The following is a 25,637-nucleotide window of genomic DNA, read 5'->3' as shown; positions in this document are numbered from 1 at the left end:
TGAAATAAATGACCATGACATATATAGATAAGCTGTTATTTTCGATATGTCAATCAATGTGGACTGCTGTACCAAAAGGAAATATGATTTATTAGTTACAGAATTTTCACCTACTAGGCAAATACCTAATCCTCTTTAGATATGGACACATAGACTATCTTCGAAAGAATGTGAGGAGGAGATAAAAATGGATAGACAAATCATTGCTGTCGGTGGTTTTCCTGGATTCGGAATGGGATTTGGGTTTCCTGGTTACGGATATGGAGGCTTCCCTGGTTATGGATATGGAGGCTTCCCTGGTTATGGATATGGATACGGAGGCTTTCCGGGGTATGGATATGGATATGGAGGCTTTTATGGCGGCTATCCTTTCCACCATCATCACCATGGATTCCATCACCATTTTTGTTAAGAGACATATCCATTCTTTAATACTTGAACAGTTTTTTAACTAAATAAATGAAAAAACCCCGGAGCGTGTCTTCGGGGTTAAAATATTTAAAACTTAAACCCGGTAAGATATTCCTATTTTCTCAGATTCTGTTTTAGCCCTGTAAAAATAGGGGTAATGGATATTTGTGTTTTTAAGAAAGGAGGTTACTAAGCAAGTACATCATAAAAACTAAATACCAGAGGAGAGAGTAAATGAAAATTTTAAAGCCATTTGTTTTTACAGTATTGTTTTTAGTAGGGTTAGGAGCAATAAATCACGAAGCGAAGGCTGCCACGTTATCGACTGGGTCAACAGGGGAGCAAGTCATACATATTCAATCCATTTTAAAAGAATTAGGCTATTTCCAGTCACTGCCTACCGGTTACTATGGTCCTATCACTAAAAATTCGGTAGCACGGTTCCAAAGAGATTTTAACATAGAACAATTAGGTATTGTCGGTCCACAAACTTCAAAAAGGCTAGAGGATGTAGATATGATGGCGCATGTGGTTTACGGGGAAGCTCGTGGAGAAAGCTATGAAGGACAGGTTGCCGTAGCGGCAGTTATCTTAAATCGGGTGCAGTCCGATGAATTCCCTAATTCCATATCCGGAGTTATTCTTCAAAGGAATGCCTTTTCTTCGGTTATGGATGGACAATCTCTTTTACCTCCCAACACAGGTGCTTATAAGGCGGTAAAGGATGCATTTATGGGCTGGGATCCGAGCGGAGGTGCAGTTTATTACTATAATCCGGGTTTAGCAACGGATAACTGGATTTATACTCGTACGGTAACTAAGAGAATAGGAAATCATTTATTTGGAATTTAATCTCAAGGAGACACCCTGCATATAGTTGCGGAGTTTTGTTTTTTTAAGCCATTCACATAAAGTGAATGGTTTTTTAAATATTTATTGCAAGTTTCAGGTAACCTTCAAGCTACCTTGAGGGTAGGAGTACACCAACCAACAGGGTGGCAATCCATGATTGTCACCCTGTTTCTTTTTAACAGTAAAATCCGGAGATGTGAGTGCTTCGGTTCAATAAATCACTGATTTGCCCATTCTCTCCACTTATTGTGCTGGGACAGAAAATAACAAATTAATTCTGGCCGTGGAAGAACAGGATTACAATTATTTGACGTAGACAAGCCGGCTGCCGTTCCTGGTGCTTTTTTCTTTAAGTAGGAAAGTGAGTACTTTCAGAATACTGAAACCACCATATCTACCACTTTTTACTATGTAACAAACTGATTAAATTGTTTAGTTTGGTTTAAATCCTTTTTAAGAGTATGTTAAAAATTGAACAATATCTCCTTGAGGCAAAGTAATTTTGTTAAGGTGAGTTTGTACATAAAAACAAATTTCCTAAGGAGTGTTGCAAATGGTTGTAAAATTGTTAAGACAAAACAGAATAGCTTCGGGTATTTTAGCAGTTATTCGTTTATATTTGGGTTACACATGGCTTACTGCAGGTTTGCATAAATTATTAAGTGGGGGCTTCGACGCTTCTGGAATCTTAAAGAATGCCATTGCTCATCCGGTAAAAGGACCCGACGGATCGGTGGTCTTTGGTCCGTATGTCAGCTTCTTAAAACAAGTAGCACTACCTAATGTTGATTTCTTTAATAACATTATTCCTATCGGTGAATTTTTAGTTGGCTTAGGATTAATCTTAGGCTGCTTAACGACAGCGGCTATGTTTTTTGGCCTTTTGATGAACTTCTCTTATCTGATGGCTGGAACGATTTCTTCTAACCCAATAGATATTTTATTAGGAGGTATCATCCTTTTTGCAGGTTTTAATGCAGGAAAACTTGGGCTTGATCGCTGGGTGATTCCATTTTTGCTAGATTTATTACCTAAAGATAATCAAAAATTGGAGCTTATCCAGTTAGAGCACGATCAACCAAAACATAATTTTTAGAAAAAGAAAAGGAACTTCCGCAAATGGATGTTCCTTTTTTAATGGTTAGGGGTTTTATTAATTAATCATCAAAACTCTAAATAATTCTGCAGGGGTTTTTCCGCCTCCGCCAGTTATATAGTGGTTTCTATCTGTCCGGTCAAATCCAATATGGATGGAGGTGACGGCTTCATCTGTGTAACCAGTGAACCAGGCATCCTTGTTACCATCCATACCTTTAATATTTAACTGAGTTGTCCCTGTCTTGCCGGAGACAGGTCGTCCAATATTGGCAGACCGGCCTGTTCCATACGGCTTAAAAATAACATCCTTCAGCATTTTGGTTATATCATCAGCCGTTTCAGGGGTCATAATAGCCTTAGATTTGGGGCTAACTGTAAAAATGGTTGTTCCATTCTTGTCTTTTATTTCCCGAACAGAATGGGCTTCATTCATCAACCCTTTATTCGCAAATGCTCCGTACGCCTGAGCCATTTCAAGTGTTGATACCCCTCTGGTCAAACCTCCAAGTGCAAGAGATAGATTTCTGTCATTTGAATCTAACGGTATTCCTGCATTTTGTACAAAACGATAACCCTTATCAACACCAATTTGCTGCAAAAGGGAAACGGCTGGTATATTCAACGACCTGGCAAGTGCCTCTTTAAGAGTGACGTATCCATGATAACGCCCGCCAGCATTGTGCGGCGAGTAATTGCCAAAACTCATTGGTTCGTCCTTAATCAATGATTCAGGTTTCCATAGCTTTGTTTCCAAAGCTGGCGCATATACAGCAAGCGGCTTTAAAACAGACCCCGGTTGAAAGGGGGCAGTACTATGGTTAAAATCCTGATAGGTGTAATTTCTACCGCCATATAAAGCCAGGATTCCTCCAGTTTTTGGATCAATGGACGTCATTCCAACTTCCACCACTTGATCCGGTTCATCCTCTGAAAAAGAATAATTAGATACAGCCTGGTTCATTGACTTTTGCAGGGAAATATCAAGATTCGTATATATTTGGTATCCTCCGCGAGAAAGCTGTTCAAGAGGGATGTTGAGATCCTTTGCGGCTTCCTTAGCTGCATAATCGATATATGCTTGATAAGGACTATATCGGGTGACTGTTTTTTTCGCTAAAGTGATTTCTTCAGCATTCGCTTCTTTTTCCTGTTCGGGAGTAATAAGGTTATTTTTTTTCATAATCGAAAGTACAACGGCCCTGCGTTTCTTTGCCAAATCCATATGATTGCGAGGGGAGTAACTGCTCGGTGCTTTTGGCAAACCTGCCAAAAGAGCAGATTCAGCAATCGTAAGATCCTTCGCATCCTTGCCAAAATACTCATGGGCGGCAGCCTGTACCCCATAAGCCCCGCTACCCAGATAAATATAATTCAAATACATTTCGAGGATCTGATCCTTTGTATACTTTTTTTCAATTTCAGCCGCGATAATGATTTCTTTTGATTTTCTTTCGTATGTTTTTTCATTGGATAAAAAAACATTCCGTGCGAGTTGCTGAGTAATGGTACTGGCGCCTTCTTTTTTGCTGCCTGTCATTACATCATTATAAAGCGCTCTGAAAATGCCTTTGGGATCCACACTTCCATGCTGGTAAAACCGCTTGTCCTCAGTCGTGACAAAGGCCATCTTTAGATATTCAGGCAGGTCTTTCAAATGGAACATTTGTCTATTTTGAGAGGATGAAAGGCTTTGAATTTCTTGATTGTTTTGATCGTAAATGATGGAGTTGTTTACAAACATCATCTTTGAGTCATCGATTTTGACGCTATTAACTAGACTACCCGAAGAGCAGCCTGATAAAAATAAAGATAAAGATAAAACTGGAAGTAATAACTTGATGGATGTATGCTTCATATTTTTCCTCTTTGCAAAAATGTAATTTAAAATACAATAATAGTAAAAAACAGGCCTTTTGACCATCTGTCATTTAGCCTGTTTTTATCATAATTAAAATGTCAAAGTTCTTTGGGCTTTGGGAAAATTAAAAACCAACCGGTCTAAATGGCGGTCCAAACGCTCCACCTGGTCCAATCGGTCCACCCGGTCCAAACGCTCCACCTGGTCCAATCGGTCCACCCGGTCCAAACGCTCCACCCGGTCCAATCGGTCCACCCGGTCCAAATGCTCCACCAGGTCCAATCGGTCCACCCGGTCCGAACGCTCCACCTGGTCCAATCGGTCCACCTGGTCCAATCGGTCCACCCGGTCCAAACGCTCCGATCGGTCCTGGCACGCAACATGGGTTAACAGGAACACCGCACATTACATGCTGCTCACAGCATTCATTTACACAGGATTCAGTGTGCGGGAAAAAGTGCTGATGAGTAATCAATTCTTTATTTACAGTCGTCGTATGAGTGGGATGTACATGTGAAACTACCCTGTTAAATAAATTTGTTTTTACAAAATCCTGCGTTGGAGAAACAAGTGGCGGATCATACTCAGCAGGAAATGCGGTTGGCGGACAAAATTCTGGACATCCTACTGGTTCTGGTACACAGGTTGGTGCTGGGATTGGGGCTACAGGCATTTGTGGTGCTAAGGCTGGAGCTGGGATTGGTGCTGCAGGCATTTGTGGTACAGGCATAGGCTGTGCCGGTACATGATATACTGGGGGGGCAGGTGGTTCCTTCCTATCTCTAAACAACATCATAATAACCTCCATCTGTAATTTTTTCTATACACCATAGTCTATGTAACGATTGAGTGGGAGGACTGGTCAAATACCCATTTTGAAAAGAGATATTAGGCAATTTGCTCGTTGTTTATCATCTACATTAATATACAAAAAGAGCCAGGACCTTTTGGCGGAAGGTTCCTGGCACTTTTATTAAAAGGGGGTTTGATAAAGCAATTGCTTTGTCCTAGCAACAAATACAATCTTAAATCTTAGATATTAAAAAAGTATGAACAAATCATTACATTCGTATTAATTTTATATCCCGTCTCGTAATTGAAACATGCTCACGAGGACTTTTCGCACGATCACCAACAAAGCTTTGTCCTTGAAAAAGCAACTCAAGAAAATTTCGCAAGTTAGTTAAATGTTTTTGATTTTAAAAAGCTGTAGGGCAAAACATCCCATAATCGAGAAATTTTAATAGATATTTAAGGATACATTTAGAGAATATTTAGTAATATGAGGTATTGTGTAGAGTGGGAAAGCTTACTTTCTTTTATTTTTTTAATTTTTGGGTCTTTAGGGCTTATAGAAAATAAAAAGATTGTATTTGGGTAGACTTAATTATTATTTATTGGTGGGATGTTTGTGGAACAGCACTTAAATTATCTTATTGATCATTTTGGTTATTTTGGAATTATTATTGTTTTAATAGGTGGAATAATAGGTCTTCCGATACCTGATGAGGTACTCCTTACTTATGTGGGATTTAACGTCTTTCAAGGGAAATTAACGTATTCACTTTCCTTGATAAGTGCATTTTTTGGTGCAGCAGCAGGAATTTCTCTTAGCTACTTTATTGGCTATAAATTTGGTCTGCCATTATTAAAAAAGTTTGGACCGAAGTTTCACATTACTGAACAAAAAATCAATTTAACAAGTAAATTATTCCAAAAAATAGGACCAATTCTTTTGCTAATTGGCTATTTTATTCCTGGAGTTCGCCATTTAGCGGCATATATGGCTGCTATTAATAAATATTCTTTTAAAAAATTTGTCATCTATGCCTATACTGGGGCACTGTTATGGAGTTTTACCTTCATTACCTTAGGCAGAAAATTAGGGCAGGATTGGCATCACGTAGCAGCTTATGTATCACATTATAGCGGTTATTTAATATTACTTTTATTATTTAGTTTAGCCATCTTTTATTATTTTTGGAAGAAAAGAGGGAGAAAATAAGCTTGAGAAACGAATGATATTGGTATTCTTTAAATTATGAAATTTCCTAAGATAAAAGATGAATCCTCGAGTGTTCGGTAACACTCGAGGAGGAATTTGAATCATTCGAAATTAACAATTTTACATAATTTACAAGGAATTTTATAGTAGCTTGACGGAAAAACCAGGGCGGCACTGAGAGGTTTTATGTAGTTAACACTCCATTATTAAACTGACATGACAGTATAAAAACTTAAAGTAAAAGGTACAATAATTATGAATTCAACAACCTATGCAGTAAAACATTCCCGTCATGAGAACTTTTAGTTGTGATGTCATTGGTATTAGAAATTAAGATTCTAGAAAATGTCGAAAATTTCCTTGATTTTATTAAGAAAATTTATTAAGAATGGAGAGGATCCTTTGCAAGAAAAAAAGAAGGTTTCCAATAAATTTGACTCACCAATGAGTGACGATCAACTAAGAATGATAGCTAAAAAAACATATGAACATATACAGAATATTAAACAAAAATAAAGATCCTTGAATGACTCTTTAATACCTATAACTCTGGATTTGTAATGGAACAGTTTTGGTAAAGCTTCATACATTGCGTACATAATAAAAGATAGAAATAGCAGAAAGGTGGAGTCCATATGAGAGAAGAAAAAAAATGCCGAGATTCTTTTGTAGTGAAAACAAGCATCGTATTACCTCCAGATACCAATAATCATGGAACCTTGTTTGGAGGCAAGCTAATGGCTTATATAGATGATATTGCCTCCATCGCAGCAATGCGTCATTCCCGAAGAAATATCGTAACGGCTTCGACTGATTCTGTTGATTTTCTCCACCCCATTTATGAGAGCTATGCTGTTTGCCTAGAGGCATTTGTAACTTACACAGGGCGTACCTCAATGGAAGTATTCGTGAAAGTAATCGCAGAGAATTTATTAACGGGAGAACGGAATGTATGTGCACTTTCTTTTTTAACCATGGTGGCTATAGATGAAAATGGGCATCCCACACCGGTACCCCAAGTAGTTCCGGAAACGGATATGGAAAAAGGACTGTTTAATTCAGCACCAGATAGAGCAGAAAATCGAAAAAGAAGAAGAAAAGAAAGTGGTAACCTGGCACAGGACTTTGGTACAGGTTTACCTTGGTAAGGAAGGATGCTTAAACAAAAGCATCCTTTTTTTCTATCTTATTTCAGAAAAATTTAAGGACAAAAATAATGACGATAAAGGGCAGGGAAAAGAGGAAAAGGATGAAAATCAGATTTTTGAATCTCCTGTCCCTATAAATTTTTATTGATTCCACTCTTAATTCTTTTTTGAAGCTTTTAAAATTAAAATCCAATAAAACAAAGTTTTTCCTTTCAAACCCGTAACCAACTGTAGAACCTTTGCTGCCGAACTATGCCAGAAATCCAGTCAGGATAATGAGGGAAGCAGTGCCGTCAAAACCAATATTTATACCATCTATAAAAGATAACAGAAAGCCGCCAAAACCGACGATCAATCCAGTTAACAGGCCAAAAACCATTCTGCACCTCTTTCGGTTCAATCCATTATTTAATAGCTTTTTCGCAATGAGCAGGGAAAAGCTTAATGATAAAAACAGAAGCAGTAAAAAAAGAAGAAATCCCACAAAATCATTCATTCAAAACTCCTAAAATCCCACAAAATTTCTTTTGGCTAATAAAAAACAAACACCTATTACAGCTGAAGATATTTTTCTGTTCTATTTCTCATTTTCAGTTATCGTGACCTATTTCCTTATATAACTTCTTTATCGATTTTTCTATTAATTTCTTTGGTTATCAGATAAAAAGCTAACAAATACTAAAAATTCCGTAAATATTGACAATTCGGTAATTTAATTTATATTTAAAATATATCACTAATATATCCTACAACATAAATATCCATTAAAAGGTGGTGTTCTGAATCAAAAGACAATAACACCCAGCTTGGAAAATGTCTGCCGAGTTATAAAGGAATACATCTTTTATGTTAATTTTCACTGGGTTAAATATTATTTGAAACGGGCAAAACACAAATATGTGAAGCTCTTAAGGGTATGAAATATAATCCTTAAAAAGGATATATTGTTAAAGATCTAACGAGAAAAGGTATACGATATTTTTTTGAAGCTTGAATAATAATTGGAACAAAAAGCCGCAAATTTGCATTTCTCAGAGTCAAGAATCCGCATATTTTTATTCTAAAAGAGTTAGCCTCAAAAAGACTCGATGATGAAAATGACACCTCCAAGAGAATCCTTCCTACATATAAAAGCAAGCGGATTTAATAGAGCAGCTAGATTCCAGCACATTATACTTCTTATAAACTGAAAGGGGCCAATAATTATGGAATTAGCCAAACAAGTAGCTTATATGTCCGTAAGTGAATTATCCACGAAAATGATGAGGCGTGAACTGTCACCTGTTGATATTGTAGATGCTTATATCCACCGAATCCAAGAAAGAAATGAAAGTTTAAATGCGTTTGTTTATTTTGGCTTTGAAGAAGCTAAAAAAAGAGCGCAAGAAGCAGAACGTGCTTTTATGTCAGGAGAAGAACTCGGTATTTTACATGGCATCCCGACAGCTATTAAAGACCTGTTTGATTTTAAGCCAGGATGGGTTTCTACTTTTGGCGGAATAAGAGCCTTTAAGGATAATGTTGCTGACTTTTATTGTGTATTTGCTGAAAGGATGGAAAGAGCCGGAGCTATTATTCTTGGCAAAACCAATAGTCCTGTTATGGGATTCCGTGGTACATGCGATAACTATTTGTTTGGACCGACGAGTAATCCGTTTGACTTAACCAAAAATAGCGGCGGCTCATCCGGGGGAAGTGCCGCTGCAGTTGCTGATGGTCTTCTGCCTATTGCAGAAGGGACAGATGGGGGAGGTTCCATTAGAATTCCAGCTTCATGGTGTGGATTATATGGTTATAAAGCTTCTTTTGGCCGTGTACCATCTGTAACCCGTCCTAATGCATTTGGCGGCACAATGCCATTTTTATTTGAAGGAACATTGACAAGAACCGTAGAGGATGCAGCACTTGGACTAACAGCATTATCTGGGTATGATCCAAGAGATCCATTTAGCTTGGATGAAAAGGTTGATTTTGTTGCTGCACTTCGCCGTCCATTAAAGGGATGGAAAATTGCTTATAGCCCTAATTTTGATGTCTTCCCTGTCGACAAGCGCGTAACAGATGTTGTCAATCAAGCAGTAAAAGAGTTTGAAAAAGCAGGTGCACATGTAGAAGAGGTTAACCTTGGAATTAAACGTGATCAAAGAGAGCTGAGTGACCTTTGGTCCAGATTAATGATGCCGATTAACATCGAGACATTAGAGAACCTAAAGGCTCAGGGTATAGATATATTGAAAGATCATCCGAATGATCTTCCTCCTGAATATATATCTTGGATTGAACAAGGTTATAAGTTCACAACTTTGGATATGCTGCGGGATCAGCAAATAAGAACAGAAATCTATGATTCTATTCAAAATGTCTTTGAAAATTTTGATCTTTTAATTACACCGACATTAGCCTGTTTACCTGTTGATAATGCAAACGATGGAAATACAAAAGGTCCCACACATATTAACGGGGAAGAAGTTGACCCATTAATTGGCTGGTGTATGACCTACTTTACCAACTTTTCGGGTCACCCTTCTGCATCCATTCCAGCCGGTATGTCGGAAAATAATATGCCTGTTGGAATGCAAATTATCGGAAAACGATATGGGGATGCTGATGTATTAACGGCTAGTGCAATGTTTGAAAGATTAAAACCATGGCAGCATATTTACAATGTCTGTAAGGAACGTTCATTAGTAAATCCGAACAAATATATACGGGTTTAATAAGAAAAGAAAGAAAAGCCCTCCATCATATCGTCGTGGGGGGCATTTCATTTCATCGTACAGAGTACTCCCACGGGCTTGACCTTTGGTTTCGCAGTTGGAATCTCTTTTATTGGAGGATAGAAGTCATGCTGGGTAAAAGGAAGTATTTATGGACACCCCCCTGCATGTCTACTGAAAGCGCTTTATGTTACCGCTGTAATAAATCTAATGTAGACAATTCCGTAAAATGGAGGGGTATCGGCAGATGACAAAAAAATTCTTATTTACCAATGGAGAAGTCATTACGGTCAATTCAAAGAATGAAATTGTTAATGCTGTGGCGGTTGAGGATAACAGAATCGCCGCTGTTGGCAGCACGGATGAAATTTTGAAATGGAAGGATGGAAATAGTACGGTCATTGACTTGGACGGAAGAACGATCCTTCCTGGCTTTATTGAGTCCCATCTGCATATTACCCTGTATGGAACGAACGAATTATCTGTTTCCTGTAAAGACGAATCCGTCCAAACCATTTCAGATTTGCTGGAAAAACTGAAAGAGAAGGCGAAGGATACTCTTAAAGGTGAATGGATCCGGGCGTGGGGATTTAATGACCAAAAAATTGAAGATGGGCGCTTCCCTACTAAGGAGGAATTGGATTCGGTTTCGGACGAGCATCCGATTATTGTTGTTCGTGCCTGCAACCACATATCAGCCGTAAATAGTTATGCCCTTCAGCTGGCCTCCATCGATAAAAATACTCCAGATCCGGAGGGTGGGAAAATTGTACGCAGGGATAATGGAGAGCCAAGTGGATTGCTGCTTGAGAATGCCCATATGCAAATGTTCCAAATAGCAGGGTTTACACGTGAAGAAATCAGGCAGGCTCATTCGATTGCTTCCGAGCATTTTGTTCAAAAAGGGATTACATCCATCCATGATGCAACAGGATATGGAATATCTAATGTGGAAGCCCTTAAAGAGGATACTGAGAACGATGTAATTAAACAGAGAGTCTATGCAATGATCGGGGCTCTGAATGATCCTGAGAGTGTAGTCAAACATTTTCTTGATTGTGATGTCAAAACAAACGATGGAAATGACCGTTTTAAATATGGCCCAGTAAAATTATTTTTGGATGGAAGCAGCAGCGGCCCAACCGTCTGGACAAGAGAGCCATACGACAGTGATCCCACTAATTATGGCATCCATTATCATCAGCAGGAAGAAATCGAGAAGCTTTTTATTCCAGCTCATCAAAAAGGCTGGCAAATTACATCCCATGCCCAGGGTGATGCCGCCATCGATATGCTGCTGACCTGCATCGAAAAAGCGAACAAGTTATACCCTCGAGAGGATGCGCGGCACCGGATCGAACACGCGGGCATTGCACAAAAGGACCTGATTGAAAGGATGGTTAATGAAGGCGTTATTCCAACGCCGAATCCGGCTTTCTTTTTTGAATATGGAGATGGATATATAAAAAATTACGGGGACCGTGCTAAACAAATGTATCCATTGAATTGCTATATCCAAGCAGGGGTACCGGCTGCCATTGCTTCTGACTGCCCAGTGACAGATTTCAATCCATTGAGAGGAATTCACAGTGCAATCACCAGAATTTCTCCAACTGGAGCCGTTGTCGGTGAAAAGGAACGAATTGGTCTGCTGGATGCCATTCGCATGATTACCTGGAACGGAGCATACGCCTCCTTCAGTGAAAATGAAACAGGCTCCATTGAGGTTGGGAAACGGGCGGATTTAATTATATTAGACCGCTCCATCCTTAATGCAAAAACGGATGAAATCCCATCCATTAAAGTGGTATGTACCATGATCGATGGGGAAGTTGTCTATGAAGAAAAACATGAAAATGAAGCTGTAAAAATGTGAATATATTTAAGCCAGTGAACTTACAACAGAAGGTAAAACACTTTAAGGACTCTAAATGGAAAAAAGAAAGGAGATCATTATGATGGAAACAAGAACAAAGGATTTTCAAGCTACAGATGAAAAATATCTTTGGCATTCGATGAAGGGTGCAGGCGCAAATCCCTCCAATTTGATTATTACCAAAGCAGAAGGGGCTTGGGTAACCGATATCAATGGAAACCGCTACCTTGACGGAATGTCCGGTCTTTGGTGTGTTAACGTGGGGTACGGAAGAAAGGAACTAGCGAAGGCAGCTTATGAGCAGTTGGAGGAAATGCCGTACTACCCCTTGTCACAAAGTCACTTGCCGGCTATTAAACTAGCAGAAAAGTTAAACGAATGGCTTGGGGATGATTATGTTACTTTCTTTTCAAACAGCGGTTCAGAAGCAAATGAAGCAGCCTTTAAAATAGCCCGCCAATACCATCAGCAAAAAGGGAATTCAGGCCGTTACAAGTTTATCTCCCGTTATCGGTCCTATCACGGAAATTCCATGGGGGCGCTGGCCGCAACAGGGCAGGCTCAACGAAAATATAAATATGAACCATTAGGGCAAGGGTTCCTCCATGTAGCCCCGCCTGATACTTATCGAAATCCAAGTGACGCCGATACACTTTCGAGTGCTGAAGAAATCGATAGAGTTATGACCTGGGAATTAAGCGAAACAATTGCTGGAGTGATCATGGAGCCGATTATCACAGGTGGGGGAATTTTAATGCCTCCAGATGGATATATGGCAAGAGTAAAGGAAATTTGTGAAAAACACGGAGCACTCTTGATTTGTGATGAAGTGATCTGTGGATTTGGCCGCACAGGTAAACCGTTCGGATTTATGAACTATGGAGTTAAGCCGGATATAATCACAATGGCAAAAGGGATTACAAGTGGCTATCTTCCATTATCTGCGACGGCTGTTAAAAGGGAAATTTACGAAGCGTATGTAGGCAGTGAGGATTACGATCGCTTTCGCCATGTAAATACCTTTGGGGGAAATCCCGCGGCATGTGCTTTGGCCTTAAAAAATCTTGAAATTATGGAAAATGAAAAACTAGTAGAACGGTCAAAAGAACTGGGTGAACGGTTATTACAGGAATTAGGTGAGCTAACAGAGCATCCAAATGTGGGAGATGTTCGAGGAAAAGGCCTTCTTCTGGGGATCGAGTTAGTAAATAACAAACAAACGAAAGAACCTGCACCAGCCGAAATGTTAACGAAAGTCATCAATGCATGCAGGCAAAAAGGCTTACTCATTGGTAAGAATGGTGATACAGTGGCAGGCTTTAATAATGTTTTACAGCTAGCCCCGCCATTAAGCATTACGGAAGATGATTTTTCATTTATAGTTCAATGTGTAAAAGAAAGCATCAAATCAATCTAAAAGTAACAGAAAGGCCGGGCAGATTTGCCCGGACTTCTTCGTCGGTTAGGAAATTATAGATTTTCACCTTGTGGAAAACTCCGAACTAGGAAATTGTAATCCAGCTCCAGCGCCCAGCCCCTCGGGGTCATAAGCCAAATCACTTCAGAAATCAGGACAAGGAAAGCTTCGGAAGCATCCGCATCGCACGAAGGAAAAGCTTTTGCTTTTCCGAGGATGACTACGTGATTCGTCTTATGCCTGTTGGAGGCCCACAGGAAGTGGGTCAGAAAGGCGTTGCCACAGGATGTGGCGTATTTAGCCTTTCATCATAAAACCAGGGCGCTTGCGCCTTTTTTTCTGCTGAGAAGAAATCCACACCTTCAATTTTTATATATTAAGCTTTTTAGTTTTCTTCACAACAGTGGATTGATCTATTTGCAATGCTTCCGCTACCTTCCTGGTAGTCTTATATTTGTTAAAAGCATTTAATAGTAAACTTCTTTCCAATTGCTCGACTGCCTCTTTCAGGGGAATAATTTCTCTATCAATCACCTTATTCGGAGGTTCTATCACTTCAAGGATGGCAGTTTTATCAATAATGTCCCCGATCGTCATGATAACCAATCTCTCTATTATGTTCTCCAGTTCTCTGATATTACCCGGATAGTCATAATCATATAATAGTCTCATAGCCTCTTCAGTAAGCTTTTTATTGGTTTCATATTTGATATTAAAGTGATCCAGAAAGCTTTGAGTGAGAAAAAAAATATCTTCCTTTCGCTCTCTCAAAGGGGGAATTTTGATGGGAACGATGTTTAAACGGTAAAATAAATCCTCCCGAAATTGCCCTTTACCTACCAAATCCTTTAAATTCTTATTGGTTGCCGCAATGACTCTCGCCTTTACTTCATAAGAGGAGGACCCGCCAATTCTTCGTGCTCTTTTTTCATCTAATACATGCAGGAGCTTTACCTGCAAGCTTAATGGCAGGTCGCCGATTTCATCCAGAAAAATAGTACCGTTATCAGCAATCTCAAAAAGACCTTTTTTTCCTTCCTTCGAGGCTCCTGTAAAAGCACCTTTCTCATAACCGAATAGTTCAGATTCAAGCAGATTTTCCGGGATGGCCCCGCTATTGATGAGGACAAAAGGCTGATTCTTTCTCTTGCTGTTATTATGCATGAGTTTAGCCATAAACCCTTTTCCAACCCCTGTTTCTCCCAATAGCAGCACAGTTACAGGCAGATCAGCAACATGATTGGCCATGTCGAATATTTTTAATAGGGCTTGACTGTTATTGTTCCTATCCAATCTTGTCCGTTTATGTAACTTATTTTCACTCCCGTTTTGTAAAAGAGAAGAAGCGCTTGTTAATGTATTCATCTCCGTAATGTCTTTGGTGATATTAATGATTTTCTCAATATTATTTGTATCTTGATCAAAAATCGGGATACCGGTTACTAAGACCTTTTTCTTTCCTGCAATCTGCTGTGTAAGAATTACTGGTGTCTTTGCTTTTAAAACTTCAGAAGTGACAGATATATCACAAAATCCATTTTTTTCTAAGAATGATGAACTCTTTCCGATAATCTCAGACGAGTGAATTCCGGATAATTCAGTCCAGGAGAGACTTACATTCCTAAAAACTCCGTTCCCATCAGCAACCGTAATTCCGTCATAGCTTAAATTTAATATAGATTCCAATTCTTCAAATCCTTTTAGATAAGGATCAAGCAGACTATTTTCCATTTGATTTCCCCCTTAATAGATAAATGAAAAGGATGATGATAAAATTCATCGCTTTTGATGATAAAATTCATCAAAAATTAAAATCGAAAACTATATTTTCCTATACTCTCGCCCTCAATTAACTTGGCACGAAAATTGCAAAGAAGTATATTCAAAGGAGTTTTGAGTATTTAGAATATTTTATCACTTATTTTTGTTTTAAGGGTGATACGAGGATTAAATTTTTATAACAATTGAGGCGGTGATAGATATGGAAATTAAGATAGAGAGAGTTTTAAAGGATATGGAAAATATAGTTGCTTTTACAAAAACGCCAGGAAAGGGATGTACTCGTTTTTCTTTTAGCAGCGAGGATCAGCAAGCAAGGGATTATTTGTTAGCAGAGATAAAAAAAATGGATTTAGTCCTTACGGTTGATGGGTTCGGAAATATAAGAGCCAGGTATGGTGGTGAGGAGCTAAATGACCTGCCTATTTTAATTGGTTCCCATATTGATACCGTTGCAAATGGCGGAAAGTATGATGGTTTAATAGGAGTGTTAGCTGCTTTAGAGATTATTAGAGTTTTGAAGGAAGAAAATGCGGAGCTGATCCGTCCCGTTGAACTAATTATTTTTTCAGAAGAAGAGGGTTCTAATTTTGGAATTACCATGCTGGGGAGCAAGGTGCTTACAGGGAAATATTCTCTAAATGAATTAAAATCCATCAAAAACGGCGATGGGAAATCCGTTTACGATGTGGTGAAGGATTTTGGGCTCGCAATAGACAATGTTGAAAATGAAGTCCTTCGCAAACATGAAGTAGACTCCATGATTGAATTACATATCGAACAAGGGGCTGTTTTGGAAACAGAAAAGAAATCGATTGGGATTGTTCAAGCGATTGCTGGAATGAAAACCTACAGAGTGACCCTTGAAGGAGAGTCCAATCATGCCGGTACCACACCCATGAATTTACGGTCAGACCCTTTGGTAGGAGCCTCCCTTGTCATCGCCCATCTTCAAAGCGTGGTGAAAGATTCCCCATTGCCAACAACGGTGGCAACAGCAGGAAAAATTACTTGTGAGCCAAATCTGCCAAATGTCATTCCTCAGAAAGTAGAATTCTATATTGATGCAAGAGATGTAGAGATGGAAGGAATCGACTTTGTTACGAAAGAGTTATTTCAAAAGGTAAATGAGGTTTGTAAGGTTCACTCGCTTAAATGCCATATCGAACTGGTTGGCAAATCGGATAGTAAACAGCTATCCCCTAGGATACGAAAGATTCTTGAACAGGAAGCCATTAAAAATGGATTGGATTATAAAGTGATGAATAGCGGCGCCGTACATGATGCTGCGCTAATGTCTGACGTAACAGATGTGGGAATGATCTTTATACCAAGTATAAAAGGAAAGAGTCATTGTCCTGAGGAGTTTTCAAAGCTAGAAGATATTAAAGACGGCTGCCAGCTATTACTTCATGCTGTAGAGGCGCTGGCAGTAAAGAAAAATGTGATTCACGAATTACAAAATAGATAAGGGAGGCAGCAGTTATGATTATTGAGTCAGTTAACAATGTTCAAAACCTAGTAAATGAGGTAAAAGACGAGGTGGTTAAATGGCGGCGCTATTTACACCGTAACCCTGAGTTATCCTTTCAGGAGGCAAAAACCTCCGATTTTGTCTATCAAACTCTTATTTCTTTTGGAGATTTGGAAGTATCCCGTCCAACCAAAACCAGTGTAATGGCTCGATTAATTGGTGATCAGCCAGGAAAGGTATTAGCGATCCGTGCGGACATGGATGCTCTACCGATCCAGGAAGAAAACGACTTTGATTTTGTATCGGAAACCCCGGGTGTTATGCATGCCTGTGGCCATGATGGCCATACGGCTGTCCTTTTGGGAACAGCCAAGATTCTTTCCTCCTTAAAAGAGAAGATTAAAGGCGAGGTTCGTTTTCTCTTTCAGCATGCGGAAGAAACGCTGCCTGGCGGGGCAGAGGAAATGGTTCAGGCTGGTGTGATGGATGGGGTGGATTTGGTGATTGGGCAGCATCTATGGTCACCGATAGAGACTGGTAAGATCGGAATTGGATATGGCCCAGTGATGGCGTCCATGGATACTTTTTACCTGACAATCCAGGGTAAAGGCGGGCATGCTGCCATGCCGCATCAAACGATTGACAGCATCGTGATCGCCACACAGGTGGTAAGCAACCTGCAGCAGATCGTTTCCCGGAATATCGATCCAATTGATCCTGTTGTCCTGTCTGTTACAAAATTTATCGGAGGCACGACACACAATGTCATCCCCGATACAGTAGAAATAGTCGGAACAACCCGTACACTCAATAGCAGTGTTCGCGAAAGTCTTCCTCAGAGAATGGAAGAAATCATCGAGGGAATTACGAAGGCCCATCATGCGACCTATACGTTCAACTACGAATTCGGATACAGGCCTGTTGATAATGATCATTCTGTAACGAGTGTGATTGAGGAACTTGCCAATAAAGTTGTAGGGAAACAAAATGTGATTCAGGTGAGGCCAACCATGGGAGGAGAAGATTTTTCTGCCTACCAGCAAAAAGCTCCGGGCACCTTCTTTTTCGTTGGAGCAGGGAACACAGAAAAAGGTATTACGTATCCCCACCATCATCCTAAATTCACGATTGATGAAGACTCTCTTGAAATAGCTTTAAAGATGTTCCTTGAAGCTGTTTTTGAGTTTTAATAAAAATATTTCTTACTGAGGGGGACTGAAAAATGAAGCTTCATCATTTATTGACTGTGTTACCGTTTATCGGCGTTCTCGTTTGTATCCCATTTGTGAATACAGTAAAACCGTATGTCCTCGGATTGCCTTTTGTTATCTTTTGGATGGTTATGTGGGTTGTCCTGACGTCGATTATTATGTGGATTGTTTATAAAATTGATCCCGCCAATAGGGAGAGTGAAACTCAATGAATATTGCATTAGTCATCATATTTGCTTTTCTTTTACTTGCTGTTGCCATGGGGATAAGGGCAAAAAAAGGCCATGACATGAACTTGGAGCAATGGACAGTTGGAGGCCGGGGTTTTGGGGCTGTGTTCGTCTTCTTATTAATGGCCGGTGAAATCTATACAACTTTTACTTTTCTGGGAGGAAGCGCCTGGGCCTATGGAAAAGGCGGACCGGCCCTTTATATTTTAGGTTATATGATGCTGGCATATGCGATTTCTTATTATTTATTGCCGGCTGTTTGGAGATATGGGAAAGAAAAAAATCTTTTGTCGCAATCTGATTTTTTTGCCAGCAAATATAATAGCCAGGCTCTTGGAATTATTGTTGCCCTTGTAGGCGTTCTTGCCATTGTTCCTTATATTATCCTGCAATTCAAGGGCTTAGGGATTATCGTTTCACAGGCCTCTTACGGCACGATTTCGCCAACTCTGGCAATTTGGATTGGGGCGATTGCCGTAACTGTCTACGTTATGATCTCCGGTATCCACGGGTCCGCTTGGACGGCCGTCTTAAAGGATATCATGATCCTTATACTTGTTATGATTATAGGACTCTATCTGCCTTTCCACTATTATGGCGGCATTCAGCCGATGTTCGAAGCAATCGATAAGGCACATCCTAATTTTGTTACCATACCAAAACAAGGTTTAAGCATATCCTGGTTTATATCAACCGTCTTATTAACCTCACTTGGATTTTATATGTGGCCGCATACCTTTGGATCTGCCTTTTCAGCAAAAAGCGAAAAAGTATTCCGTAAAAATGCAGCAATCAGCCCTATTTATGCAATGCTTTTGTTGTTTGTCTTTTTCGTCGGGTTCGCTGCTATTTTGCAAGTCAAGGGATTAGAGGGAGCAGATCAGGATCTTTCGTTATTAAAGCTTTCTATTAAAACCTTTGATCCATGGGTTGTCGGCTTTATTGGAGCTGCCGGTCTATTAACGGCCCTTGTTCCGGGGTCGATGCTGTTGATGTCCGCAGCAACCCTTTTGGCCAGAAACGTTTATAAACCATTTGCCAAAAATGCTACCGACAATCAAATTATGAAGCTGGCAAAATACCTGGTCCCAGTGATTTCTTTATTATCAGTCTATCTCACGCTGAATGGCGGAAATACCATTGTCGTACTGCTGTTAATGGGCTATAGTTTTGTAACTCAATTATTCCCTGCACTAATTGCTAGTTTGATGAAGAATAATTTCGTAACCAAGCAAGGTGCAATGGTCGGGATCATTGTAGGGGAGCTGACCGTCTTATATGTAACGATCACAAGCTCCACAGTCGGTACATTGTTCCCATCTTTGCCTCAGATGGTAAAAGATTTGAATGTTGGAATTATCGCGCTCATCTTAAACATTGTGGCAATGACTATTGTCAGCGTAGTCACACAGAAATATTCCATTCCATTAGCGAAGAAGGAAGCAACGGATTTGGAATAGTAAATATTGTGAAAGACTTTAAAGAGCGATTTTCGCTCTTTTTTTGTCGTTTAGGAAATTATAGATTTTCACCTTGTGGATAACTTCGAACTAAATTATTGTAATCCAGCTCCAGCGCCCAGCCCCTCGGGGTCATAAGCCTAATCACTTCAGAAATCAGGATTTCCTACATGATTCGTCTTATGCCTGTTGGGGCTAATCAGGGCGCTTGCGCCTTTTGTTCTTGGCCAATTTTTATATCTTCAACTAATTCCTTAAATCCGTTCTTCTTTCAGCACGGCGCTATGCACCTGAGCTCTCCCAGGACCGCTTTTCCTGCCGGAGTCCCGCTTTCTGCCAAATCACCAACGAGCTTTAATATTGCTTTTTTAAAAAATAAGCTCTGTTAAAGTTTAATGTTGATTTTTTAATAAAATGTAGGGAACCAATTTAACTGGTTCCCTAAATCGGCGTATTATCAGTAAACAGTTTTTTTAAATGGACATACTCATTGTAATGGTTCTATTTTTGAATCCCATTTTTTCATATAGTTTTATGGCTTGATTACCTGCGTATACACTTAAACGAGCCTCTGAATATCCGTCCTGTTTAAGATGTTCCATACCTGATTCTATCAATCGTTTTGAAATTCCATTTCCTCTAAATTCTTCTAACACAAACAATTCATAAATAAAACCATATTTCTTTTCAGTAAATTGGTCTTTGCTTGTTCCTATAAGAATCCAGCCCAATAGATTATCTTCTTCAGAAGCTATTAAATAGTAGCTTCCTTTCTGCAATAGCGGTTCAATAAGTTGTTTGATTTTTTCATCCGATGGTTTTACCTCACCTAATGTACCATCGAATAAGGCTTGTGGCGAAAGCGATAAAATCCTTTTATATTCCGAATCGTTTGGTTTTCTTATATCCATAAATTGAGTCCTCTCCCAGTATTTTAAGCAGATTGCCCGTTAATACCTGTTTTAAGCAATGAACTTAGATAGTTGCAGACTATCATAAGTTTCTGTCATTTCAAATACAAATGATGTTAAAAGAAGCTCTTTAATATGTTGCTTAGTGCTTTCATTACTGCGACTAAAGGGCAGGATAGTTAAATAAGAAATAGGTATAAAACGGAAACCAACAGAGAAAATAAAGCTAAATATATTCAATTTAAAAAAGGAAAATATTATGAGGAATGTTGCAGCATTATTTTCATTACTGATGCCAGGGTTTGGTCAAATATATAATCGGCAATTTATAAAAGGTGTTATTTTCGTAATATTGGAACATTTTGATAATATGGTTGGTAACATAAATAATGCTATTCAACTTGATTTTAATGGTTTCCACCAACAAGCATTAGAGGTAGTTAATTATCAGGGTATGTTATTTTATCCAGGGTTCTTTGTGTATGTAGTATGGGATGCTTGGTATTATGCAAAGGAAGGTGCAAACAAAGCTACAACTTCTATTCCTTTTGTCATTGCTGGTTTTTTAGGAGTAATAAGTTCAATTTTTGCTGCAAAATTACCATTTCCTACATTATCAGTGGCACTGCTGATGATAATTCCAATGTTTTTCGGCATAGTTATTTTTAGAAAGGAATAATAAATGTTTTTAATATTTGTGTCACTACTTGGTGCTAAAGTTCAACAAAGTTTTCAAAAATAAAAGGGAATCAGATAACTTTTCTGACTCCCTTTAAATATGTACCTTTTTCTCCCTTTTCTATGTGAAGAAATAACCATTAATTCTGTTATTGGATTATCCGATACAATAAAAGACTTTTTGTATTCAGGATATTTATTAACTATTTCTTCATAAGTTCCTTTATCTTTTCCGTTTATTATTTTTCTCGGAAATAAATTTGTTCAATCCCCAATAAGCAAAAAAGCCGAAGGCAATAAACCCCCGACTTATTCCAGTATATCACTTCAAATAATTATTTTCTTAGCTAGGATAAAGTTTCCAGTAAATTATAGTATCCGTTTGCTGTATAAAGTAGGCATTCTTGTTAACAATAGGTGTAAATCTTATTAAACATATCCTATATAGGTGGTAAAATGAAAAATCAAAAATTGTTTTTAATTGCGTTACTCGTTGTTCCTTGGTTATCTGTACCGTTACTAGGTAGGAAAGCATTTAAAAGATTTCTTCCCACCGCCATATTTATGTGTACATTCACTAAGGCTATAGATTTTTACGGTGAAAAGAAAAAGTGGTGGAAATTTTATAGTGGTTTCGGACCTTTTAATAGTATGAACTTTATGAATTTCGGTCCTTACTTTGCCACTAGCTTATGGGTGTTAAAAATGACTTATGGTAAATTCCCGTTATTTTTAATTACAAATGTTAGTCTTCATATTTTATTTATCTTCGGGGGATTAAAATTTGTAAAAGGTTTTAAAGTATTTTCTTTAGAAAACTTAACTAAATTTCAATACTTATTTTTTAGCTTTATAAGGTGTTTGATTCTATATGCTTTTCAATATATAACTGAACCAACTCGTACTAAGAAATCGTTTTTTAATAAAAAGTGGACTCGATAAACCTTCAATAAAGAAGGTTTTTTTTTTTGATAGAACTGTGCCAAGTTAATGATTTCCTAATCGAAATAGTTTTTAAAATTTAGTAATTCCAGTAGGGAATATTGTAATGGGTGATTAAAATGAAAATAAGAAAAGACTTAATATTCAAAGGTCAAATGGAGGTAATAAAATGGCACCAGCAAGAGGATCATCGTCATGATTGATTATCTGCAGCTCATATCAGCGGAGGCAAAATACCAAAAAAACCGCCAGGCGGAAATCAGTCAGATCAGCCGTGGACTCAAGCATCTGGCCAGGGAAAGGAATGTAGTCGTTCTGGCACTCTCCCAGCTGAGAAGGGGAGTGGAAAACCGTCAGGACAACCGGCCTCTTCTTTCAGACTTGCGTGAAAGCGACCAGATCGAACAGGATGCCGACCTCATCGCCTTCCTCTACTATGAGGATTATTATCAAAAAGATTCTGAGCAAAAGGATATCATCGAAGTCATTGTTGCCAAACGGTGGAACGGCCCAATCGGAACCGTAAAGCTTGGATTTAAAAAAGAGTACGGAGAGTTTGTGAATATCTGAAAAAGAGGTTTATAAAGATGAAAATTTTTTTAGTACTCTTTTCGCTGAAACTGAAATTTGGCATAAAACTTGCATAATTCTCTATATAGCTGCTTGCTGGCTTTAATTACTTTGAAAAGAGAGTGAGGAAATTAAATGAAAAAGCGATTATTTATTAATGGTGAGTGGGTAGAATCCGAACGATATAATCCTCTTCTTTCACCCTATTCTCAAGAAGTTATTGCAGAAATACCGTTAGCTACTGAAGAAGAAACAAAACATGCAATCGAAGTAGCTTTTAATGCAAAAAATGTAATGTCTAAAATGCCGGCACATCAACGAGCCACAATATTAGAAAGGGTGGCCATCCTATTAGAGGAGAAAGCGGAAGAAGCTGCAGAAATCATTGCATTAGAAGCTTCAAAACCTATTAAATATTCAAGGGGTGAAGTTGCCAGAACTGTACTTACGTATAAGTTTGCAGCGGAAGAAGCCAAAAGGATTTACGGGGAAACGATTCCTCTGGATGCAGCCCCAGGCGGTGAAAAAAGAATAGCGTACACAAGCCGTGAACCTTTAGGAGTAATCGGAGCCATTACTCCATTTAATTTCCCTATGAATTTGGTTGCACATAAGGTTGGTCCTGCAATAGCAGCTGGAAATTCGATAGTTTTAAAACCGGCAACTCAAACTCCGTTATCAGCTCTGTTTATTGCAGAGCTATTCCAAGAAGCGGGACTACCTGCAGGAGCCCTGAATGTTGTAACAGGGGGAGGAAGGGTTGTAGGAGAGACGATTGTAACAGATGAAAGAGTAGATATGGTTACTTTTACTGGTTCACCAGAGGTTGGAATGGGAATTCGGAATAAAGCTGGATTAAAGAGAGTTACTCTTGAACTTGGCTCTAATGCAGCAGTAATAATTGATAAAGGAGTAAAGATAGATAAAATAATTGATCGTTGTGTAGAAGGGGCGTTTTCGAATCAAGGCCAAGTATGTATTTCTCTGCAACGAATTTATGCGCATGAAGAAGTATATGAGGAACTTGTAAAAAAGTTTGTTGAAGCGACTGAATTGTTGAAGCTGGGAAACCCTCTTGATCCAGAAACTCAAGTATCAGCTTTAATTTCCCCTAACGATGTAGAACGGACAATAACATGGATTAATGAAGCAAAAGAACTTGGAGCAACAGTAGCAGCAGGAGGTGCAGCTGAGGGAAATATTTTACATCCTACCGTTATTTTAAATAGTAAACCCGACTTTAAGGTTTCCTGTCAAGAGGTTTTCGCACCAATCGTCCTCATTAATAAAGTAAAAACTGTCGAAGAAGCCATTGATTGTGTTAACGATTCACGATTTGGTTTACAGGCGGGCATTTATACAGAAAATGTTCATACTGCTTTAGATGCATCTGAAAGGCTTCATGTTGGTGCTGTTTTAATTAATGATATTCCAACATATCGAGTAGATCATATGCCGTATGGTGGTGTGAAAGAAAGTGGATCAGGAAGAGAAGGTTTAAAATATGCGGTGGAAGAAATGACCGAAATGAAACTAACAATATTTAATAGAAATTTATAAAAAAAACAAATCCTTATCTGTGAAGGGCCTCAATTGTTTAATTGAGGCTTTTCATTTCGGTATTCCGTATTTTTCTTGTGTTTTCTAATCAGTTTGGACGCTTTAGTTTGGCTAATATTCAGTGCTTTTGCTACACTTCTGGTACTTTTATATCGTTCGTACGCTTCTAACACCATTCTTTTTTCAGTATTCTCCAAAGCCTGTTCTAAGGAATCAAATAAAGGAAGATCAATGGGAATTTTGCTGCGGATCAGTTCAGGTATGTCCTTTATTGTAATATCGGAATCGGTAATCACAACTAAACGTTCTATTAAATTTTGTAGCTGTCGGACATTCCCTGGCCAGGAATAATTAAAAAACAATTTTAAGGTTTCCTTGGTAATTTTCACAGCTTTATTGTACCTCTCATTAAAGACACCTAAAAAATAGGAGGTTAATGGAATTATATCCTCAGGTACTTCGCGTAAAGGGGGCATATATAACTCTATTACGTTCAAACGATAATACAAGTCTTCTCTGAATTTTTTTTGTTTCACAAATTCTTCTAAATTTTGGTTTGTAGCTGCAACAATGCGGACATTTACTTTTTTTACTTCATTTCCTCCAACTGGAATAAATTCTTTGTTTTGAATAACCTGAAGGAGCTTAGCTTGAACTTTAAGGGATACTTCACCGATTTCATCTAAAAAAACGGTTCCATTATTAGCAGCTTCCAAAAGCCCTTTTTTCCCACCCTTACTCGCACCAGTAAAAGCGCCTTGGGCATATCCAAACAGTTCGGATTCAATTAAATCATCAGGAATTGCAGCGCAATTGATTGTTAACATGGTTTTGTTCTTTCTGTGGCTCTTTTGATGTATAAAGTCTGCAATCACCCCTTTTCCTGTTCCAGATTCTCCCCGTATTAGTACTGTTGAATCGACAAGAGCTACTTTTTCAGCCAATTCAAAAACATCTTTCAGCTTACTGCTAGTAGTGATGATATTCTTTTGTCCTTCTTCTTCTAAAACCTTTTTTATCTTGGGTTTCTGCTTCACCATCTTATAGTCCAGGAGTTCGCGAGAGGTTATTACAATCAGGTCGATTTCATGAATTTCATTATAAATGGGTACTGCTGTCGTTAGTAATTCATTGCCTAAGTAGGTTACCTGTTTAATAGTAACAGGTTTTTTATCCTGAAGAACCAAAGGAACTATAGAAGGTTTCCACAATCCTCTATCTACAAAATCACTATTTTTTCTTCCTAACACATCTTCCTGTGTAAGTCCGTAGTGACGCTCACATTGCTTGTTAACATACACTACCCGTAAGTTTTTGTCTAATACAAAAATCTCATCCGAAGAATTCTCCAATATCTTTTCTAATATCTCTTTTGTGATTTGAATATTACTAATCAACTTAAATTCCCCCGAAATGAGTTGGTATAGACTCAATTTTATC

The 25,637-nt window shown here is 38.6% G+C and carries 21 protein-coding genes and 2 pseudogenes; 16 read left to right on the top strand and 7 right to left on the bottom strand.

The annotated features are described in order from the left end of the window. The first annotated feature begins 187 nt into the window (after positions 1–187). The 3 genes from G8761_RS08810 (at position 188) to G8761_RS08800 (ending at position 2,359) form a co-directional block, all read left to right on the top strand. Complete coding sequence (locus G8761_RS08810) at positions 188–412, top strand: hypothetical protein (RefSeq protein WP_166025704.1); 225 nt, start codon at positions 188–190, stop codon at positions 410–412. A gap of 233 nt (positions 413–645) precedes the next feature. Then, a complete protein-coding gene (locus G8761_RS08805; RefSeq protein ID WP_166025702.1) occupies positions 646–1,263 on the top strand; it encodes a cell wall hydrolase in 618 nt (205 codons plus the stop codon). 553 nt (positions 1,264–1,816) lie between these two features. Further along, positions 1,817–2,359 (top strand): DoxX family membrane protein, encoded by a 543-nt coding sequence (locus G8761_RS08800; protein ID WP_166025700.1) that lies wholly within the window; start codon positions 1,817–1,819, stop codon positions 2,357–2,359. A 57-nt stretch (positions 2,360–2,416) separates the two neighbouring features. Here the strand turns inward: G8761_RS08800 and G8761_RS08795 are convergent, their stop codons facing one another. Beyond that, positions 2,417–4,216 carry a transglycosylase domain-containing protein gene (locus G8761_RS08795; protein WP_166025698.1) on the bottom strand — a complete coding sequence of 600 codons (1,800 nt, stop codon included), beginning with the start codon at positions 4,214–4,216 and terminating at the stop codon, positions 2,417–2,419. A gap of 127 nt (positions 4,217–4,343) precedes the next feature. Further along, positions 4,344–5,015 carry a CotD family spore coat protein gene (locus G8761_RS08790; protein ID WP_243449948.1) on the bottom strand — a complete coding sequence of 224 codons (672 nt, stop codon included), beginning with the start codon at positions 5,013–5,015 and terminating at the stop codon, positions 4,344–4,346. A 609-nt stretch (positions 5,016–5,624) separates the two neighbouring features. Between G8761_RS08790 and G8761_RS08785 the strand changes: the two genes are divergently transcribed. Both G8761_RS08785 and G8761_RS08780 read left to right on the top strand, forming a co-directional pair. Next, positions 5,625–6,224: a DedA family protein gene (locus G8761_RS08785; protein ID WP_207789166.1), complete on the top strand. Its 600-nt coding sequence runs from the start codon at positions 5,625–5,627 to the stop codon at positions 6,222–6,224. A gap of 635 nt (positions 6,225–6,859) precedes the next feature. Further along, positions 6,860–7,372 (top strand): acyl-CoA thioesterase, encoded by a 513-nt coding sequence (locus tag G8761_RS08780; protein WP_166025693.1) that lies wholly within the window; start codon positions 6,860–6,862, stop codon positions 7,370–7,372. A gap of 250 nt (positions 7,373–7,622) precedes the next feature. Here the strand turns inward: G8761_RS08780 and G8761_RS08775 are convergent, their stop codons facing one another. Next, the gene (locus G8761_RS08775) at positions 7,623–7,868 is read right to left on the bottom strand and encodes a hypothetical protein (RefSeq protein ID WP_166025691.1); all 246 of its coding nucleotides are present in this window, start codon (positions 7,866–7,868) and stop codon (positions 7,623–7,625) included. Between the two features lie 709 nt (positions 7,869–8,577). Between G8761_RS08775 and G8761_RS08770 the strand changes: the two genes are divergently transcribed. The 3 genes from G8761_RS08770 (at position 8,578) to G8761_RS08760 (ending at position 13,382) form a co-directional block, all read left to right on the top strand. Continuing rightward, on the top strand, positions 8,578–10,089 hold the full coding sequence (locus G8761_RS08770; RefSeq protein WP_166025690.1) for an amidase: 1,512 nt from the start codon (positions 8,578–8,580) through the stop codon (positions 10,087–10,089). 247 nt (positions 10,090–10,336) lie between these two features. Further along, positions 10,337–11,965 (top strand): amidohydrolase, encoded by a 1,629-nt coding sequence (locus G8761_RS08765; protein WP_166025688.1) that lies wholly within the window; start codon positions 10,337–10,339, stop codon positions 11,963–11,965. 79 nt (positions 11,966–12,044) lie between these two features. Further along, positions 12,045–13,382, top strand: a complete 1,338-nt coding sequence (locus G8761_RS08760; protein ID WP_243449947.1) for an aspartate aminotransferase family protein — start codon at positions 12,045–12,047, stop codon at positions 13,380–13,382. Between the two features lie 369 nt (positions 13,383–13,751). Here G8761_RS08760 and G8761_RS08755 read toward each other — a convergent pair whose 3' ends face one another. Next, entirely contained in the window at positions 13,752–15,113 is a 1,362-nt protein-coding gene (locus tag G8761_RS08755) for a sigma-54 interaction domain-containing protein (RefSeq protein ID WP_166025686.1), read from the bottom strand. A gap of 250 nt (positions 15,114–15,363) precedes the next feature. On the opposite strand from G8761_RS08755, the gene G8761_RS08750 reads away from it, so the two are divergent. Genes G8761_RS08750 through G8761_RS08735 form a run of 4 tightly spaced genes read left to right on the top strand, consistent with a single transcriptional unit; the run spans position 15,364 to position 19,536 of the window. Then, entirely contained in the window at positions 15,364–16,632 is a 1,269-nt protein-coding gene (locus G8761_RS08750) for a M20 family metallo-hydrolase (protein ID WP_166025684.1), read from the top strand. Between the two features lie 14 nt (positions 16,633–16,646). Next, the gene (locus G8761_RS08745; RefSeq protein WP_166025682.1) at positions 16,647–17,825 is read left to right on the top strand and encodes a M20 family metallopeptidase; all 1,179 of its coding nucleotides are present in this window, start codon (positions 16,647–16,649) and stop codon (positions 17,823–17,825) included. A 32-nt stretch (positions 17,826–17,857) separates the two neighbouring features. After that, positions 17,858–18,058 carry a DUF3311 domain-containing protein gene (locus tag G8761_RS08740; RefSeq protein WP_166025680.1) on the top strand — a complete coding sequence of 67 codons (201 nt, stop codon included), beginning with the start codon at positions 17,858–17,860 and terminating at the stop codon, positions 18,056–18,058. Next, a complete protein-coding gene (locus G8761_RS08735; RefSeq protein ID WP_166025678.1) occupies positions 18,055–19,536 on the top strand; it encodes a sodium:solute symporter family protein in 1,482 nt (493 codons plus the stop codon). Before G8761_RS08740 ends, G8761_RS08735 begins: the two co-directional genes overlap by 4 nt. A 473-nt stretch (positions 19,537–20,009) precedes the next feature. On the opposite strand, the gene G8761_RS08730 is transcribed toward G8761_RS08735, so the two are convergent. Together G8761_RS08730 and G8761_RS08725 are read right to left on the bottom strand one after the other, a co-directional pair. Beyond that, positions 20,010–20,447: a GNAT family N-acetyltransferase gene (locus G8761_RS08730; protein ID WP_166025676.1), complete on the bottom strand. Its 438-nt coding sequence runs from the start codon at positions 20,445–20,447 to the stop codon at positions 20,010–20,012. 51 nt (positions 20,448–20,498) lie between these two features. Beyond that, positions 20,499–20,612, bottom strand: a pseudogene (locus G8761_RS08725) (IS1595 family transposase); the annotation flags it as partial. Positions 20,613–20,706: 94 nt separating this feature from the next. Here G8761_RS08725 and G8761_RS08720 point away from each other — a divergent pair. From G8761_RS08720 to G8761_RS08705, 4 genes and pseudogenes are all read left to right on the top strand, one after another. Further along, positions 20,707–21,126 (top strand): hypothetical protein, encoded by a 420-nt coding sequence (locus G8761_RS08720; RefSeq protein WP_166025674.1) that lies wholly within the window; start codon positions 20,707–20,709, stop codon positions 21,124–21,126. Between the two features lie 455 nt (positions 21,127–21,581). Next, positions 21,582–22,067, top strand: coding sequence for a hypothetical protein (locus G8761_RS08715; protein WP_166025672.1), 486 nt, complete (start codon positions 21,582–21,584; stop codon positions 22,065–22,067). Positions 22,068–22,247: 180 nt separating this feature from the next. Further along, positions 22,248–22,637 (top strand): annotated as a pseudogene (locus tag G8761_RS08710) (DnaB-like helicase C-terminal domain-containing protein); the annotation flags it as partial. Between the two features lie 135 nt (positions 22,638–22,772). After that, positions 22,773–24,197 (top strand): aldehyde dehydrogenase family protein, encoded by a 1,425-nt coding sequence (locus tag G8761_RS08705; protein ID WP_166025668.1) that lies wholly within the window; start codon positions 22,773–22,775, stop codon positions 24,195–24,197. Positions 24,198–24,226: 29 nt separating this feature from the next. Here the strand turns inward: G8761_RS08705 and G8761_RS08700 are convergent, their stop codons facing one another. Then, positions 24,227–25,594: a sigma-54 interaction domain-containing protein gene (locus G8761_RS08700; RefSeq protein WP_166025666.1), complete on the bottom strand. Its 1,368-nt coding sequence runs from the start codon at positions 25,592–25,594 to the stop codon at positions 24,227–24,229. Between the last annotated feature and the right edge of the window lie 43 nt (positions 25,595–25,637).

The sequence above is a fragment of the Neobacillus terrae genome, from assembly GCF_011393025.1.
Classification (GTDB): Bacteria; Bacillota; Bacilli; order Bacillales; family Cytobacillaceae; genus Neobacillus_A; species Neobacillus_A terrae.
Note: the sequence above shows the minus strand (reverse complement) of the source record. Positions and strands in the feature narration are given on the sequence as shown.